17 protein-coding genes are annotated in these 17,073 nt (G+C 63.4%); 11 read left to right on the top strand and 6 right to left on the bottom strand.

The genetic code is table 11. The annotated features are described in order from the left end of the window. Window positions 1-11: 11 nt before the first annotated feature. Window positions 12-938, top strand: coding sequence for a DUF368 domain-containing protein (locus BW940_RS01985; protein ID WP_076607496.1), 927 nt, complete (start codon window positions 12-14; stop codon window positions 936-938). Between the two features lie 141 nt (window positions 939-1,079). On the opposite strand, the gene BW940_RS01980 is transcribed toward BW940_RS01985, so the two are convergent. The 4 genes from BW940_RS01980 to glpA form a co-directional block, all read right to left on the bottom strand. Beyond that, window positions 1,080-2,243, bottom strand: a complete 1,164-nt coding sequence (locus BW940_RS01980) for a Cdc6/Cdc18 family protein (protein ID WP_076607495.1) — start codon at window positions 2,241-2,243, stop codon at window positions 1,080-1,082. Next, window positions 2,244-3,671 carry an anaerobic glycerol-3-phosphate dehydrogenase subunit C gene (locus tag BW940_RS01975; protein ID WP_076607494.1) on the bottom strand — a complete coding sequence of 476 codons (1,428 nt, stop codon included), beginning with the start codon at window positions 3,669-3,671 and terminating at the stop codon, window positions 2,244-2,246. It lies immediately after the preceding gene. A 75-nt stretch (window positions 3,672-3,746) separates the two neighbouring features. Beyond that, a complete protein-coding gene (gene glpB / locus BW940_RS01970; RefSeq protein WP_076607493.1) occupies window positions 3,747-5,036 on the bottom strand; it encodes a glycerol-3-phosphate dehydrogenase subunit GlpB in 1,290 nt (429 codons plus the stop codon). Between the two features lies 1 nt (window position 5,037). After that, window positions 5,038-6,741, bottom strand: coding sequence for an anaerobic glycerol-3-phosphate dehydrogenase subunit GlpA (glpA, locus tag BW940_RS01965; RefSeq protein ID WP_076607492.1), 1,704 nt, complete (start codon window positions 6,739-6,741; stop codon window positions 5,038-5,040). Window positions 6,742-7,050: 309 nt separating this feature from the next. Here glpA and glpK point away from each other — a divergent pair, with 309 nt between their 5' ends. The 5 genes from glpK (at window position 7,051) to twy1 (ending at window position 11,881) form a co-directional block, all read left to right on the top strand. Continuing rightward, a complete protein-coding gene (glpK, locus tag BW940_RS01960; protein WP_076607491.1) occupies window positions 7,051-8,586 on the top strand; it encodes a glycerol kinase GlpK in 1,536 nt (511 codons plus the stop codon). 3 nt (window positions 8,587-8,589) lie between these two features. Continuing rightward, window positions 8,590-9,663 (top strand): hypothetical protein, encoded by a 1,074-nt coding sequence (locus BW940_RS01955; RefSeq protein ID WP_076607490.1) that lies wholly within the window; start codon window positions 8,590-8,592, stop codon window positions 9,661-9,663. A 73-nt stretch (window positions 9,664-9,736) separates the two neighbouring features. Further along, on the top strand, window positions 9,737-10,420 hold the full coding sequence (locus BW940_RS01950; RefSeq protein WP_076607489.1) for an HAD-IIB family hydrolase: 684 nt from the start codon (window positions 9,737-9,739) through the stop codon (window positions 10,418-10,420). A 71-nt stretch (window positions 10,421-10,491) separates the two neighbouring features. Further along, on the top strand, window positions 10,492-10,794 hold the full coding sequence (locus BW940_RS01945) for a hypothetical protein (RefSeq protein WP_076607488.1): 303 nt from the start codon (window positions 10,492-10,494) through the stop codon (window positions 10,792-10,794). Between the two features lie 52 nt (window positions 10,795-10,846). After that, window positions 10,847-11,881, top strand: coding sequence for a 4-demethylwyosine synthase TYW1 (gene twy1, locus BW940_RS01940; protein WP_076607487.1), 1,035 nt, complete (start codon window positions 10,847-10,849; stop codon window positions 11,879-11,881). Between the two features lie 135 nt (window positions 11,882-12,016). Here twy1 and BW940_RS01935 read toward each other — a convergent pair whose 3' ends face one another. Next, window positions 12,017-12,190 carry a DUF1059 domain-containing protein gene (locus BW940_RS01935; RefSeq protein ID WP_076607486.1) on the bottom strand — a complete coding sequence of 58 codons (174 nt, stop codon included), beginning with the start codon at window positions 12,188-12,190 and terminating at the stop codon, window positions 12,017-12,019. A gap of 312 nt (window positions 12,191-12,502) precedes the next feature. Between BW940_RS01935 and BW940_RS01930 the strand changes: the two genes are divergently transcribed. From BW940_RS01930 to ribB, 3 genes are all read left to right on the top strand, one after another. Continuing rightward, entirely contained in the window at window positions 12,503-13,237 is a 735-nt protein-coding gene (locus BW940_RS01930; RefSeq protein ID WP_076607485.1) for a histidine kinase, read from the top strand. 200 nt (window positions 13,238-13,437) lie between these two features. Beyond that, the gene (locus BW940_RS01925) at window positions 13,438-14,145 is read left to right on the top strand and encodes a DUF120 domain-containing protein (RefSeq protein ID WP_076607484.1); all 708 of its coding nucleotides are present in this window, start codon (window positions 13,438-13,440) and stop codon (window positions 14,143-14,145) included. Beyond that, entirely contained in the window at window positions 14,142-14,849 is a 708-nt protein-coding gene (gene ribB, locus BW940_RS01920; protein ID WP_076607483.1) for a 3,4-dihydroxy-2-butanone-4-phosphate synthase, read from the top strand. The genes BW940_RS01925 and ribB overlap by 4 nt, the downstream gene beginning before the upstream one ends. Window positions 14,850-14,871: 22 nt before the next feature. On the opposite strand, the gene BW940_RS01915 is transcribed toward ribB, so the two are convergent. Next, complete coding sequence (locus tag BW940_RS01915) at window positions 14,872-15,252, bottom strand: DUF7471 family protein (RefSeq protein WP_076607482.1); 381 nt, start codon at window positions 15,250-15,252, stop codon at window positions 14,872-14,874. 225 nt (window positions 15,253-15,477) lie between these two features. On the opposite strand from BW940_RS01915, the gene BW940_RS01910 reads away from it, so the two are divergent. Continuing rightward, complete coding sequence (locus BW940_RS01910; protein WP_076607481.1) at window positions 15,478-16,005, top strand: winged helix-turn-helix transcriptional regulator; 528 nt, start codon at window positions 15,478-15,480, stop codon at window positions 16,003-16,005. A gap of 78 nt (window positions 16,006-16,083) precedes the next feature. Beyond that, window positions 16,084-17,013 carry a branched-chain amino acid transaminase gene (locus tag BW940_RS01905; RefSeq protein WP_076607480.1) on the top strand — a complete coding sequence of 310 codons (930 nt, stop codon included), beginning with the start codon at window positions 16,084-16,086 and terminating at the stop codon, window positions 17,011-17,013. The last annotated feature ends 60 nt before the right edge of the window (window positions 17,014-17,073 follow it).

Genomic DNA, 17,073 nt, shown 5'->3' with positions numbered 1-17,073 from the left:
ACCCTCGAGCAATGCGGGAGTTTCTCGCCGTCTACCTGAAAGGGTTCTCGATGGGGGCAGCCGACGTCGTCCCCGGTGTATCGGGCGCGACGATCGCGTTGATCGTCGGGATCTACAATCGGTTAATCCGGGCGATCACGGCTATTGACCCGCGAGCCTTTCGACCGGCACTTCGCCCCCACGAGCCCGAGGCACGAGCAGCACTCTGGGCGGAACTCGAGCGGATAGATATTCAGTTTCTGCTCACGCTCGGGCTGGGGATCGCCACGGCGATCGTGATCCTCTCGCGGGTGATGCACGGAGCAGCGACGACGTATCCGGTGCCGACCTACGGCTTTTTTTTCGGGTTGATCGCGGCATCGGCGATCGTTCTCTACGGTGAGATCCAGACGTGGACGGGGGGACGGCTGCTGGTTTCGGCGGTCGCGATCGTGCTTGCGTTCCTCGTGACGGGCGTGACCGCAGATGGCGTCTCCCACAGCTCCCTGGTAGTCTTCGTCGCTGGCGCAGTTGCCATCTGTGCGATGGTTTTGCCGGGGGTTTCGGGAGCCTTTTTTCTCTTGATCCTCGGCCAGTACGAGTACATGACCGGCACGTTGAGCACGTTCGTCGACGGGCTGATCGGCCTCCTCGAGGGTGACGCGATCGCGCCCGTAATCGAGTCCGGAACGGTCGTCTCCGTCTTCGGTGTCGGCGCGGTTCTCGGGCTGTTCACGATGGCCCACGTGGTGGGCTATGCCTTAGAGCGCTATCGAGCCGCGACGCTCGCGTTTCTGGTGAGCCTGATGGTCGGATCGTTGCGACTGCCCGTCGTCGAAGTCTGGGATAATCTCGGCGGTTCGCCCGCCGGAACGCCCGCCGTGGCTCTCGTCGCGAGTCTCGTCGGCGCGGGTGCGGTCTTGCTCGTCGATCGATACACCGACGACCTCGAGTACTAACGTACGCGAAGGGCAGATCAGCGCCGTCGCTGGTGGCTTCTCTTTCGGGTTGGTTCCGTTTCATACGGATCGTTGTACCGTTTTGTCGGTGATCGCCGCCCCGATCGGGCGATCACCGGGACCGTATCACAACAGACCGTCTCAGTCGCCGTTCGTAGTCGGTCCCAGTGCTTGGAAGGCGATCGTTGGAAACCGCGGGACAACGGCGCTCGGTCGACGGCCGCTTCCGTCTGCGGGCAGCGGAACGCGTTCGATGATGCCTCGATCCGCCAGTTCGTACAGAAACCGTTTGACGGTCCCGGCAGTCAGCGAGGACCGATCGGCGATCTCCGCGGCGACCTCGCGGATGGGCCTCTCGACTGACCCGACGGCGACGAGATCGGACAGCACCCGCTGGCGCGTCTCCGAGAGCGAAAGCACCCGATCGAGGTGGACACCGTCTTCGGGGACGTCGGCCCACGCGGTCTCGAGGTGCTGTGATTCGATCCGATCGCTGCCGTCGTCGGTTGCGAGCACGCCAGCGCCGAACAGGGCGGCGAGCGCGTCGTGTGCGTTGCCGTCGGCCCACGTCGCGACGTCGCGAATCGACTCGTGATCGATGGCACCTGCCGCGAGGCCACTCGAGGTGCGGTCGGTTACGACATCGACGAGTTCGTGGTGGCGGTAGGCTGGCACTGGGACGGTCGGCTGCTCGTCGCCCCAGTCGTCGGGGACGGTCTGGCCGACGGCGACGGTCGAGACGCTGTCCGCGACTGGCTCGAGCAGCTCGTGAATCCGATCGTACGCGAGGGCTTCGGGCTCGTCGTGGTGGTCGATCCCAATCACTGCCCGATGGTTCGGCCGGTCGAGTCGCTCATAAAGCCGCTCGCACAGTTCGTCAGTACCGACGCCGCTTTTGGGGACAGGATCGGACGCGAGGACCGACAGTACGGCCCGGTAGAAGGCAAAGGCGCTCTCGACGCGTCGTCCATCGACGTAGACGAACCACGTCACTGGACCGGTGCTGCCAGCACGGGTGGTCGTGCCGATCGTTCGGGTTGGCTCGCTCAGTCGCTCGTTCAACGCGTCGAACAGGGCGGTGACGATCGCCGACGTTCCGGAGCCGGCGGGTCCGACGACCGAAACCGGCGGCGGTAACTCGCCGTCGAACACCGACTCGAGGGCGTCGAGCAACTGCTCTAAGACTGGGCCACGGCCCACTGGCTCCGGACGATGGACGACCGGGCTGAGGTGGTCGCGTTCGACGATGATCTGCCGTCCCGTTCGTGAGGATCGCCGTCGGGCGATACGCTCTTGTAACTCCATCTACCTCGTCTCCTGGCCCCGGCGCTGGTCCACGTCGTGGTCCGTTCCCACGAGCGCCGCCGCGAGGATCTCGAGAGTGTGTTTGATCTCGTAGCCGGTGCCGTGTTCCATCTGCATCGAGCAGGTCGGACACTCCGTCAGGCCAGTCTCGGCGGGCGCGTCGTCCATGTGCTCGAACATTTCCTCGCCGATTTTCATCGACGTTTCGTAGTTCTCCTCCTTCCAGCCGTACGTGCCGGAGATCCCCGAACAGGAATCACCGACGTCGTGTGCGTCGATGCCATCGATTGCGCCTAGCACTTCGATCGTCTGTCCATCGAGGCCCTGGTTACGTGAATGACACGGTGCGTGATAGGCAAAAGACTCGTCCTCGAGGGAGGTGCCCTCGAGTTCGCCCTCGAGATCTTCGTGGACGCGGAGGTATTCGACGGCGTCCCAGGTGTTCGCGGCGACGTCGTCGGTCCCTTCGAAGTCGAACAGTTCGGGGTACTCTTGGCGGATCGACATCGAACAGGAGCTACAGGAGGCGATGATATCTGCCCCGTCTTCGATTGCGGCTGCGAGTTCGCGAACGTTCGTCTCGGCGGCCCGACGGGCGTCCTCGAGCATGCCGTTTGCGAACATCGGCGTTCCCGAACAGGATTGCTCGGGGACCATGACCTCGTAACCGAAGTGTTCGTAGACGCGGACGAGCGCCTTGGCGACTTCGGGCGTGTTGTAGTTCGAGTAACAGCCGTGGAAGTAGGCGATGCGTTTGTCCTCGCTCTGGCTCTTCGCATCACCTCGCTGTGCTCGCGCGTCCTGCGCTCGCTGTTTCGAGGTGGCGTTGCCACCTCGTTTCGTCCACCACTCCCGGAACGTCTCGGTCGCGAACTCGGGGAACTCCCGCTCGCTCGTGATTCCCAGCGTCTTCTCGCCGATCCACTGGGTGACCGACAACCCCATCACGAAGTTCGCCGTCCGGGGGAAGGCTGCGGCCAGCGGCGCGAGTCGCCGGTAGTTCGCCAGGATTCGGTTGCGGATGTACTCTCGAGAGAGTTTGTTCATGTGCTCGTCGACGTACTCCCCCCGGGCCGTGTTGTGCATCTGCGAGAGCGGGACCTCGGAGGGGCAGGCGCTATCACAGCGCATGCAATTCGAACACTTCATCACGGAGTCGTCGATGTCGTGATCCTCTTGGCGCTTGAGTCGCCACTGTTCGGGCCCCTGGAACTTCGGGCCGGGGAACTCGTCGTCGACCTCGGCGACGGGACAGTTGGTGTCGCAGGTCGAACACTTATAACAGTTGTCGGCTCCCGGCCGGAGATCCATCTCCTCGGCCTCGGGGAAGACCTGAATCGGTTCGAACTCGTCGTCGCTCGATACGCTGTCGTCGATTGGGTAGTCGCCCGGTGCACCGTCGTCGGTCGGGTGTTCTGCGTCGCTCATGAAATCACCTGTTTCGGCCGCTCGCACTCGATTTATTGCTCGAGTCGCTCGATCGCACACTGTGTCGATCAGCGGTCATTCGCCGCCCTCCTCGCCGGCGCGTGTCCCGGCGACGTAGCCCGTCGCGAGCGAGACGCCGCCGCCGGATTTCTCCGCCGCGAAGTCGTAGCCGCTCAGAACCGCCCCAGCCGCGCGCAGGTTCGAAAACTCCGGCTCGTCGTCGGCGGTCAGCGGTCGCAACTCACGGTCGACGCGCAGGCCGAAGCGCGCGTAGGGCTGGTCGCCGAAGACGTCGTCGACGAACCAGTCGTAGCGGTCGGCGGCGTGGGGAACGTGACAGTCGAAGAGCGGTTCGTACACCCGCTCGCGTTCCGAACGGACGCCCTTGCCGACGAGTCCGCCCGTCGCGAGGACGTACTGGTCGGCGCGGTGGGGGAGTTTCGAGCCGGTGCGGTCGACGACGACGTGATCGATTCGGTCGCCGTCCGTGCCCGTCTCGTACTCGACCACCGGCACGCCCGAGGTCACCCGCACGCCCGCATCCTCGAGTGCATCGTAGAGTAAATCCTCGAGTCGCAGTCCCGGCAGGCTGGGCGGCCCCATTGGGACTTCGAAGACGTCGACGCCGAGGGCGTCCGCGAGGTCGGCACGCACTTCGGCGGCGTGCTCGTCGCCCAAGATTGCGGGGAAGCCGACTCGAGACTCGTCCTCTACGTGGGCCTCGACGGCCGCAGCGAGCGCCTCGCGCGCGCCGGTTTCGCCCGCGCCCGTCGAGACGGATTCGTTCTGGTCGAGCAGGTGGGCATACCGCGTCACCTTCGCGTCGTCGCGGACGATACCGGGGAACGACAGCGTGACGCCTCGAGCCGTAAACGGCACGCCGGCGGCCTCGAGGTGGGCTGCAGCCAGTGGGGCCTCGAAATCCGGGAGGGTCTCGAAGCCGACCAGCAGCGTGTCTCGGTCGTCGCTCGCCAGCCCGGCGGCCGTCGAAGCCGGGTAGCGCGCGGTCGGTTTGACCGTGCCACCGTGGGTCGGGACGAGTGCGTTCGCGCCCGTGTGTGCGCCGGCGTACGCCTCGCCCGCAACGTCGTCGAAAAACGAGAGCGCCTCGCGGACGGCCTCGACTCCGACGCGCTCGTAGGGGTGGCCGTCAGGGAGATCGGAGAGGGCGTCGAAGGGGTCGACGAGCGGGCCGTCCCCCGCGGGCGTGTAGCCGAGCACGTCGATCAGCCCGCTGGCGTGGCGCAGCGTGCTCTGTTTGTGCGTCACGAGTCGAACCTGCACGTCTTGGTCCGCCGCGGCGAGGGCCGCCGTCGTCCCGGCGAGCCCGCCGCCGAGAACGAGGACGTCGTCTTCGATGGCCATCTCAGTTCCCCCCGTCGGCACGCCGCTGGGGCGTCTGCCGACCGCTGTCGAACGCCGCGTACTCGAGGTCACCCGACTCGCTTGCGGGGTCGCGGTCGCGGTTCATCGTCGTCGCGTGCAGGGCGTAGTTGAGCATCGCCTGCGAGAGCTGTTCACCCCACAGGGCGTGGCGTTCGCCCTTCCAGCGCTCCTGAAACAGTTCGTCGAGCGCTGCCCGGACGGTCTCCTCGTCGTACTCGGGGTGAAGCTCGTTCGCCATATTCTGACAGCAGAAGCCGCCCTGACAGTTGCCCATCGAGGCGCGGGTACGGATGCGGACCGCGTTCAGATCCGTTCCCGACTGGGTGATTGCGTCCTGAATCTCCGCGCGCGTAACACCCTCACACTGGCAGACGACCGGATTCGCCGCGTCGGTGTCGAGCACCTCGCTTGCGCGACTGCCGAGGCGCTGTTTGCTCCGGCGGGCGACCGGCGAGCGCAGCCCGAAGTCGTCCATGCCGGCCTCGAGGGTCTCGATAGTCTCGCTGCCGGGAAGCGGTTCGTCCGCGGTGGCACACGAGGCACGCACGCCGAGTTTGTCACAGACGTGGTCGGCGATCTCTTCGGCCATCGCGCGGTAGGTCGTCAGCTTCCCGCCGACGATGGTGGACATGCCGGAGACGCCGTCGCGCTCGGCGTGATCGAGCAAAAAGAACTCCCGCGTGATGTCCGTCGGGTCCGTGGTGCCAGTTCCCGGCGGCTCGTACAGCGGGCGAACACCCCAAAAGGAGCGGATCGTCCGCGCCTCCGAGAGGATCGGGACGAGTTCCGAGAGGGTGTCGATCATCTGGTCGACTTCCCACTGCTCTTCGGGGTAGTCGTCCGGATCGTCGACCTCCTCGTCGGTGGTGCCGAGGATCGCCGTCGTCTCGTGGGGGACGATGATGTCGGCGTCGCCTTTCGGCCGACAGCGGTTGATGACGGTGTCGACCTGCCGGACGTTCATGATCGTCATGACACCCTTCGACGGGCGGACTTCGATCTCGAGGTCGGCCATGTTTCCAATCTGGCCGGCCCACGCGCCCGTCGCGTTGACGACGTAGTCGGCCGTGATCTCCTCAGTCGTGCCGGCGACGGTGTGGGTTCGTTTGCCTGGCCCAGACTCGTGGCGCACTTCCACGCCGTGGATGTCGTCGCCATCACGCAGGAGGTCGATCACCTCGGCGTGGGTCTCGATGCGTGCACCGTGGGTTTCGGCGTCGATCGCGTTCGCCACGCAGAGTCGGAACGGATCGACCGCGGCGTCGGGAACCTCGATCGCGCGTTTGACGTCGTCTGCGAGATAGGGTTCGATCTCGCGCGCTTCCCGTCCCGAGAGAACGCGCGCGGGAATGCCACACTCGCGACAGCCCTCGAGTTTCTCCTGGAAGTAGTCGTCCGAGTCCTCGGGTCGCTGGACGAACAGGCCGCCGGTCGCTTCGACGCAGTGGCCGGCGATCTCCCGGAGGATTTCGTTTTCCTCGATACACTCTCTCGCGCTCGCCTGATCGGAGACGGCGTATCGGCCCCCGCTGTGTAAGAGCCCGTGCATCCGGCCCGTCGTCCCCTCCGTCAGATTGCCCCGTTCGACGAGGGTCACCTCGAGGCCGCGCATCGCCAGATCCCTGGCGATGCCACAGCCGGTCGACCCGCCGCCGAGAACGAGGACGTCAGTGTGGGTTGTCATCCCTTGGTTCGTACCTCGTTCTCCCTGCTCTTTATTTTATCGACGCTCCATCAACGCCCATAACAAATGAACATGAGTGAGAACATCACACATTCTCTGACGACAGTTCGGCCCCTATTTCCGATGAAACGACGATTTCCGGGTGAACCACTCGGCTGTTTTGAAGAGATAGCCGTAATATTGTTAGAGCAATATAATGGGGCTATTACACTTACAGGAACATTTATAATGATCGTCAAAATTGTTTACCAGTAGCATGCGACCGTCGATAAAGACGTCGCGTGAGCAGTAACACACGGGTGACCACTAATGACAGCACAGACATACGTCGGTGCGGTAGACCAGGGGACGACTGGCACACGCTTTATCGTATTCGACCACGGCGGGCAAGTCGTCGCGAACGCATACGAAAAACACGAACAGGTATATCCAGAACCCGGCTGGGTCGAACACGATCCGCGGGAGATCTGGGAAAACACCAAAGCCGTCATCACGCAGGCACTCGGGCAGGCGGGGATCGGTCCCGACCAGCTCGAGGCGATTGGCGTGACCAACCAGCGCGAAACGACGCTGCTGTGGGACGCTGACACGGGTCGGCCGGTCCACAACGCGATCGTCTGGCAGGACCGGCGCACGACCGACCGCGTCGAGGCCCTCGAGGCCGACGGCATGGTCGACACCATCCGCGAGAAGACCGGCCTCGAGGCCGACGCCTACTTTTCGGCGACGAAAGCGGAGTGGCTGCTCGACAACGCCGACCCGATCAAACTCGAGCGATCGCGGCCGGACGATATCCGTGACCGCGCGGAGAAAGGCGAGGTGCTCTTTGGGACGATCGACACCTGGCTGATCTACAACCTCACGGGCAACCACATCACCGAGGTGACGAACGCCTCGCGGACGATGCTCTACAACATCCACGACCTCGAGTGGGACGACGAACTCCTCGCGGAGTTCTCGATCCCCGAGGCGATGTTGCCCGAGGTGCGACCCTCGAGTGACGAAGACACCTACGGGACGACCGATACCGAAGGATTCCTCGAGGCCGAAGTGCCCGTCGCCGGCGCACTCGGCGATCAGCAGGCAGCTCTGTTCGGCCAGACCTGTTTCGACGCTGGGGACGCCAAGAACACCTACGGCACGGGGTCGTTTTTCCTCATGAATACCGGCAACGAGGCCGTCGAGAGCGACCACGGCCTCCTGACGACGATCGGCTTCCAGCGCTCGGGTGAAGACGTCCAGTACGCCCTCGAGGGCTCGATCTTCATCACCGGCGCGGCGATCGAGTGGCTCGAGGACATGTCGTTGATCGACGACCCCTCCGAGACCGCGGAACTCGCCCGTAGCGTCGATTCGACCGACGGCGTCTACGTCGTCCCGGCCTTTACTGGCCTCGGCGCGCCCCACTGGGATCAGCGCGCACGCGGCACCATCGTCGGGATGACTCGCGGCACCCGGAAAGAACACGTCGTTCGGGCGACCCTCGAGTCGATTGCCTTCCAGACGCGTGACGTCGCGGAGGCGATGGAGGCCGATTCGGGCATCGAGATGACGAGCCTGAAAGTCGACGGCGGCGCGGTCAAGAACAACTACCTCTGTCAGCTCCAGTCGGACATCATCGACTCGGAGATCGTCCGCCCGGTCGTCGACGAGACGACGGCACTGGGGTCGGCCTACGCGGCCGGCCTCGCCGTCGGCTACTGGGATGACGTCGACAGCCTGCGCGACAACTGGCAGATCGACCGCGAGTTCGAGCCGGAGATGGGCAGAGAAACGGCTGACAAGCGATACGATCGCTGGAGCGAGGCCGTCGAGCGCTCACTGAACTGGGCGACGGAGGAGTAACCGATGTTTCAGGCACTCCTGCAGCTCCCGGTCATCGGGCTGGAGGTCGAACAGTTCCTGCTCCTGTTGATCGCCGCCCTCGCCGGTGGCGCGTTCGGCGCGGCGATCGGTGCGCTGCCCGCGTTCATCTTTACGGGCTTTGTCGTTTTCCTCGGCGAAGGCGTCGCGATCCTCCAGCGAGAACTCGGCACGCTCGAGGCCGTCGAAACCGGTGGACTCGCCGCAGATATCACCGGCGTAATCGGATTCGGGATGGTGACCGGTCCGCACGTCGCCTTCGCCGGCGGTGTCGCCGCGACGGCCTACGCCGGCCGAAAATACCCTGAGATGGAGCCCGCCGGCTGGGACTACCACTTCGGGAAGAACATCCTCTATGCGTTCGGGACCAAACCCGACATCCTTGCCGTCGGTGCGGTCTTCGGCGCAGCCGGGATGCTCATCACCCAGGTCATGAACGGCGTCGGCTTCCCGACAGACAACATCGCGCTGTCGGTCGTCGCGACGGCGTTTCTAGCCCGAATCGCGTTCGGGTATCCGCTCGTCGGCACGATCGCCGGCGAAGGCATTCTCGACATGTCGCCGTTCGAGCGCGGTGAGAAACGCATGGCAACAGATGGCGGCACCGAGACCAACCGACTGGCGACCGAACCGTGGCTGCCCCACCAGTACAAGTGGTCCGGCATCGTCACCATCGGCCTCATCGGTGGCGTCCTCGGCGGCTACATCTGGCTCGAGACGGGAAGCATCTTCATGGGCTATGCGATCTCCGCGATCAGCCTGCTGTTTCTCAACCTCGGCGTCGAGAAGATCCCTGTCACACACCACATCACGCTGCTCGGCGCGGTGGGGGCGATTCTCGCGATGCCCGTCATCGGGAGCGAGCCGGTCGCGTTACTCGCCGCCGGCGCGTTCGGCGCGATCAGTGGCCTGTTCGCCGAAGTGACCCAGCGCATGTTCTACTCCCACTCCGGGACCCACGTCGACCCGCCGGCGATGGCGATCGCGATCTTCATGTTCCTCCTCGGCATCCTCTATCTGCTCGGGCTCCTCCCCAACGCGGGCTACCTCGCGCTCTGAACGAGCCTCGAGGAGCCACCGCCACTTTCCGTGAACCGACTCCTTTAGGTGACGGAACGCTCGAGTGACGGCTATGACTGCCGATCCGCCGCTCGTGCTCGACATCGACGGCACGCTGACCCGGCCCGACGGGTGGGGTATCGACCCGCGCATCTTCGACCCCATCCGCGAGTGGGAGGCACCCGTCGTGATCGCGACCGGGAAGGCGTTTCCCTACCCCGTCGCACTCTGTCATTTCACCGGGATTCCGGAACTCGTCGTCGCCGAAAACGGCGGCGTCGTCTACACCGGCGACGACGTCTTCTTTACCGCCGATCGCGAGGCCGCCCAGGCCGTCACCGAGGAGTACCGCGCCGCCGGCTACACGCTCGGCTGGGGCACAGAAGACACTGTTAATCGCTGGCGGGAAACCGAGATCGCCATCAATCTCGAGCAGCCCATCGAGCCATTGCGCGAGATCGCTGCGAAACACGGCCTCGAGGTGATCGACACCGGCTACGCCTACCACGTCAAGGATACGACCCCGACGAAAGGCGACGGCCTCGAAACGATCGCCGACCACGTCTCGTTCGACCTCGAGGCAGCCGTCGCCGTCGGCGACTCGATCAATGACGTCTCGTCGTTCGACGCCGTCGGCCGGAGCTTTGCCGTCGCGAACGCCGACGAGATGGCCAAAACCGCGGCCGACGAAGTGCTCGAGGCGACCCACGCGGATGGAACGTTGGCCGTGCTTGAGCAGGTCCGCGGAACGGCGTAGGCGGTGGGAGGACTCGATCGAATCCGTGTGAGACGCAGAACGCTTTTCTTTTCGCCGGCTAACCACCGTGTATGGTAGCTGCTGTCCTCGTCGCCGTCTTCGGACTCGTGGCGACGGTCGGTCTCTTTGGCGTGACCTACTGGGATGCGATGCGAGTCGACGTCTCGCGGCCGCTGTTGTGGGCCGTGCTCGTGGCGGGGACCTTCGCAGTTGGCGTCGGGCTGTATCTGTTCGTCCCGACAGCCCCGATGACCGGCGTTCTCCTGACCGCCAACACGGGGCTGGTCCTGTACGGCTTCGAGCGCGAGGTGACGACCGAGGACGACGAGCCCGCCGAACCGGGCGAGCTCCCGCACAAATCGAACGGCGAGTAACCCAAACCCACACCACACGGCTTTTGTCCGCGCCCACCCAATCGGGGGCAACATGAGCAATTCCGCCGAGACAGGCGTCGACGCCGGATCCGACGCCGAACAGAACGAGGGCGACGGCGACGGCGGTGCGATGCAGGTCTCGAGTCCAGATTATCACAGCGAGAACCACACCGCCGCCCAAACGTGTGGGTGGACGGCAAACGCCATCCGTGGCGAGGGAAAATGCTACAAGAACATCTATTATGGAATCGAGTCCCATCGCTGTATCCAGATGACGCCCGTCGTGCGGTGTAACGAGCGCTGTGTCTTCTGCTGGCGCGACCATCAGGGTCACTCCTACGAGATGGACGACGTCGAGTGGGACGACCCCGAAGCTGTCGTCGACGCCTCGCTCAAACTCCAGAAACGACTCCTTTCCGGCTTCGGTGGCAACGACGACGTTCCACGCGAGGTGTTCGATCAGGCGATGGAGCCCCGCCACGTCGCCATCTCGCTCGACGGCGAACCGTCGCTGTATCCCTACCTGCCGGAACTCATCGAGGCCTTCCACGACCGCGACATCACTACGTTTCTCGTCTCGAACGGCACCCGACCGGAGGTGCTCCGGGAGTGTGACCCCACACAACTGTACGTCAGCGTCGACGCCCCCGAACGCCACACCTTCGATCAGGTCGTCGGCGCGATGGAAGACGACGCCTGGGAGAAGTTACTCGAGACGATGGCCGTTCTCGCCGACAAGGACGAAACCCGAACCGTGCTCCGGACGACACTCGTCAAAGGCGAGAACATGCACCACCCCGACTGGTACGCCGGCTTTTTCCAGCAGGCCGATCCGGACTTCATCGAGATGAAAGCCTACATGCACGTGGGTCACTCGCAGGGTCGACTCGACCGCTCGGCGATGCCTGACCACGAGGAAGTCGTCGAGTTCACCGAACGGGTCGGGGAGTACATGCCCGAGTTCACGGAGTGTAAGGGCGTTCCTGCCTCCCGTGTGGCACTCCTCTCGAAGACGAACGACACGTGGGTTCCAAAGCTGAAAAAAGACAGCGAGTTCTGGGCGCGCGATTCGGTGACCGGTAACTGATACTGTTGGCCGGCAGTCTCTGAGGACGTGCTTCCTCCGCCCTATCGGAACCACTGAACGGCAGCACATATCTGATCGAGCGACGGCCCCGCGACCGGTGTGAAACCCACTCAGATATCATGATAAAAAGAGGAGTCACACCACTTGCAGGTGTTCTTCTTGAAGCTCCTCGTCGGTGACGTCTTTCCCGTGGACATCCTTCATGTGGTCTCTGGCCAGTTCGATCGCCTCTGTTTCGTTTTCCGATTGAATAATGAACCGGCAATCCGCTTCTGCCGATTCACAATCGAGTTTGTGTGCTTTCGCCATGTGCAATCACACCGTTTTCCGCGTCCCAAGCGGTGATCTGTGTCCTGTCATGTGGTCCTTGTTACTAAGCACCAGTATTTCTCCGATAGTATATTACTTAGTTCTTTTTGTGGAATTATGTTCAACCCGACCGAACCGTCCGGCGGGCAATCCAGTTGTCTCGCCATCGACACTGTGATTCGGCGTTCGGCGATGGACAAGCGACACGAGAGTCCGACGATGGATGTGTTCATCAGTTCGGTCGCCACAGTAGACGTCAGGTGAGTTGAATGAACGAACTCTTTAGCGCTCCCAGCCACAACCGTTCCGTAGATGACCCTGCGATCGTTCATCGAGGACACTGGTCCCCCAACGGCGACGATTGCCGTCGTCGGCGACGACCAACCCGGCCCGCTCGAGGCGATGCTCGACGAGACGTTCGAGACGCAGTCGATCACCGTCGAGACGAGCACCAGCGACGCTATCGAGTTTACTGGCGAGTTCGACCTCGAACTCGAGGCCGATGGCGGCGATATTGCCGTGCTCCTCGAGGACGGCGTCCCCGTGGCCACCTCGTCGATGGCCGACCTCTACGAGTCGCTCCTCGCGATCAACTCGGATCTGTTCGTGACCGGCACGCGCGGCCTCGGCGAGATCGAGTTCCCGGAGGTCCTCGCAAACCTCGACGAGACCAAGCTTCGGCTGCGTGGCTCTCCGGTCGCCCACAAGGAGAAGCTGCTGTTGATCATCGTCTCCAGGCGCATCGAGCAACTGGCCTGGAACGGGAACGGTGGCACGCTGCGCAGCGCGGTCCAGCAACTCTCGCGGATCACCGACGAGATTGGGACCCACGAGGTGTACACGGAACTCGCGGCGAGCGACGTCGACGTGCACGTCTACGGCGTCGATGACGCGGCGATCGATCTCGACGTCACCGTCCACAGCGGGACGGAGCAGCGGTATCGAAACGCCTGGTTCGTCGTCTACCGTCCCGACGATCCGGCCGACGGCGACGGATCCGCCCTGGTCTGTCTCGAGGACGAGCCACGCGTCTGGGACGGGTTCTAGACCGACGATCCGGAGCGTGTCGTCGCGATCGACGAGGCCATCGCACGCGAGTTCTGACCGCCCGACGCGTGACCGATGGCTTTTTGCTTCGACTCTCCAACGAACGGACACCGCGGATAAACGCTCGAGAACTGCATCACAGTTTCGTTATGCATGCCACATTCGGTATGCTTTTAGGCGATCCCCCCAAACTCACTGGTATGCCAGTGTCAGCTGAGTCCGCTGTCGGGCACGACGAACTCGCCGTGCTCAAACTGCTCGCACTCGAGGGTGGACTCGAGGGCGACGTCAAGATTTCCTGTTCTCACCTCGCGGATCGTCTCAACGCCTCGAACCAGACCGCGTCGCGCCGCCTCCAGCGCCTCGAGAGTGCGGGGCTGCTCGGGCGCGATACGGTCAGTGACGGCCAGTGGGTGGCGATCACCGACGACGGAGAACGGACGCTTCACGCCGAGTACGAGGACTACCGTCGAATTTTCGAGGCGAACTCGGAGATCGAACTCGACGGCATTATTACCAGCGGCATGGGCGAGGGTCGCCACTACATCTCGCTGCCGGGATACCAACGCCAGTTCGAAGACCGCCTCGGCTACGAGCCGTTTCCGGGAACGCTGAACGTCGACTTGCACGACGACAGCGTTCGCCGACGCAGCGCAATCGGCTCGCTCGAGCCGGTTCCGATCGACGGCTGGGAAGACGACGACCGGACGTACGGCCCCGCAGTCTGCTATTCGGCCACGATCGAGACGGCCGACGGCGAGCGCTACGACACCGCCCATATCATCGCCCCCGAACGGACCCACCACGACGAGGACCAACTCGAGGTCATCGCGCCGGACAAACTCCGCGAGGAACTCGGTCTCGAGGACGACGATCACGTCGTCGTCTACGTGGGTGATCGCCAATGACGGGCCATCACGCCGGCCCTCGATCGAACGCGAACGCGGATCGCGGGTCCACGGCGACGACGGCCGCGATCGACAGCGCCCTCGAGTCACTCCGGGCTGGCGAGCCAATCCTCGTCCACGATGCGGCCGACCGAGAGGGTGAGACGGATCTGATCTATCACGCCGATAGCGTCACGCCCGACGCCGTTGCCCGACTGCGAAACGATGCCGGTGGATTGGTCTGTGTCGCACTCGGCCACGAGGTCGCTGAGGCGTTCGAGTTGCCCTTCTACGGCGAGGCGGTCGATCATCCCGCAACGGGCGACCACGAACTCGGCTACGACGAGCGCTCGTCGTTCTCGCTGACGGTCAACCACCGAGATACGTACACCGGGATCACGGACGTCGATCGCTCGACGACGATTCAGGCACTCGGCGAGGCCGCGGCGAACCCATCGGCGACGGACTTCGCCGCGGCGTTTCGCGTCCCCGGTCACGTGCACTTGCTGCGGGCAGCGCCAGAACTCCTCGCACAACGTGAAGGACACACCGAGCTTGGCGTCGCGCTCGCCAACGCAGCCGGACTCTCTTCGGCTGTCGTGGTCTGTGAGATGTTGGACGACGAAACCGGCGAGGCGCTGACGCCTGTCGACGCCCGTGCGTACGCGGACCGATACGACTTCCCCTATCTCGAGGGCCGGGACGTCCTCGAGCGACTGGGGTAGATCAGTCGGTCAGTCGACGGTATCAGTCGTCGTTCGAGTCCGGCGGGACGGCTCCGGAATCGACGGCGTTCTCAGCAGTCGTCCCTGATAGCGGCCCGCTTCGATAGACGGCATACAGGATGAGTACGGCGATCGTAAAATCGACGCTGTGTTCGACGAGATGGTGGACCGTCATCGGAACCAGCCCGAAGACGGTCCCGAGGCCGACGATCGATCGTCCCACGAGCAATCCGAGAACGATCGTGATCAACAGATACCGGGTCGATCGCCGTTGCAAATAGGCGACGACCCCACAGCAAAAGAGGATCGTCGTCCCGATGACGGCGAGGACGATAACGCCGAGGAGCACTGGAGCCAGTTGCGGGTCCAGCCACGCGATATCGAAAGGGTTCATATGATCCATCTCCGCGACCGTCTTTCGGGGCGAGAGTTACCTATGTGCTTCGGTCGCTCGTTCCGGACATAGGGGTGCGGTCGGCACCGGTTCCCTGGGATCGAACAAAACGGGCCATATGACCCGTTCTCACTCCTCGGGAACGATCAGAAGCCGTTATCAGGACAGCATTACTAGTCTCAATTAAGAGCGCGCTCTCGGCCACGGGAGCAAAAACACGGTGTAAGAGATTCCATGAGTGACACTCGACGACAAATCAGAGCACACGTCCAGGCGAACGCCGGCATCCACTTCAACGAACTCGTCCGGACGTCGGAGTTCGCACCGGGACAGATACAGTATCACATCCGTCGGTTGATCGACGCCGACGATCTCGTTCGCGAGGAACTCTACGGCCAGACCCACTACTACACGCCACAGTACAGCGAGTGGGAACGCGGTGCGCTGGCGCTATTCCGTCGCGAAACGGCTCGAGAGATCGTTATCCACTTGATCGAGCACGAATCGAGTCGCCCCGCTGCAGTCGCAGACGAGTTGGGGATCGCCCGGAGCACGCTCGAGTATCACCTCGATCATCTGGTCGAGCGCGATATCGTCGACAAACGCTACGACGAACGTAACCGGGTCACGCTCTCGCTCGCAGATCCCGATCGGACCGCCCCGCTGCTCTCGGAAGTGACGCCAACGGTGCCCGATCGGCTGGTCGATCGGTTCACCCGGCTCGTCGACGGGCTGCTCGAAGGTAGCCACGACGCGCGGTAAGACGGCTCCTGCTTCGTTCTGCGGTCTCGTCCCGCAAATCACGAATACTTACTACAGTGGGTTTCCTCACAGTCGAGCATGGGATTTGACGAGATGGATGTCGACACGATTTGGATGGACGGCGAGTTCGTCGACTGGGACGACGCGCAGGTCCACGTGCTTACACACGGCCTTCATTACGGCAGCGGCGTCTTCGAGGGCGCACGCTGTTATGACACCGAAGACGGCCCTGCAATTTTCCGCTGGGAAGAGCATCTCGAGCGGCTGTTTCAGTCCGCGAAACCGTACGAGATGGAGATCGACCACACCAAGGAGGAACTCACCGAGGCGACCAAACAGCTCATTCAGCGCCAGGAGCTTCCCTCCTGTTATATTCGACCGATCGCCTTCTACGGCTACAACTCCCTCGGCGTCAGCCCGAAAGACTGCCCGACGCGGACTGCCGTCGCCGTCTGGCCGTGGGGGGCCTACCTCGGCGAGGAAGCCCTCGAGGAGGGCATCGACGTGATGATCTCCTCGTGGCGCAAACACGCCTCGAGCCAGATTCCGACGAACGCGAAGACGACGGGCCTGTACGTCAACAGCATGCTTGCCGGCGAGGAAGCCCGCCGAAACGGCTACGCCGAAGCAATCGTGTTGAACAAGGAGGGCAACGTCGCGGAAGGCCCTGGCGAGAACATCTTCCTGGTTCGTGATGATGAGATCTACACGCCCGGCCTCTCGGAGTCGATTCTCGACGGCATCACCCGCGACAGCGTGATTCAGATCGCCGAGGATCTCGGCTACACCGTCCACGACAACGTCTCGATCTCCCGTGGCGAACTCAACACGGCCGACGAACTGTTCTTTACCGGCTCGGCCGCCGAAGTCACGCCGATCCGGAAAGTCGATAACGTTGTCATCGGCGACGGCTCTCGCGGTCCCGTCACCGAAGACATCCAGTCGCGGTTCTTCGATATCGTCGAGCGCAAAACGGACGCGTACGACGAGTGGTTCGAGTACGTCTGAACTGCCAATTTTCTGTAACGGTCGCATTCGTAGCGTTTTTGCCGGTTGTCGGGAAACGGA

The sequence above is a fragment of the Natronorubrum thiooxidans genome (assembly GCF_900156475.1).
In the GTDB taxonomy this organism is placed as follows: domain Archaea; phylum Halobacteriota; class Halobacteria; order Halobacteriales; family Natrialbaceae; genus Natronorubrum; species Natronorubrum thiooxidans.
This window is presented reverse-complemented; position numbering and strand designations above follow the sequence as displayed.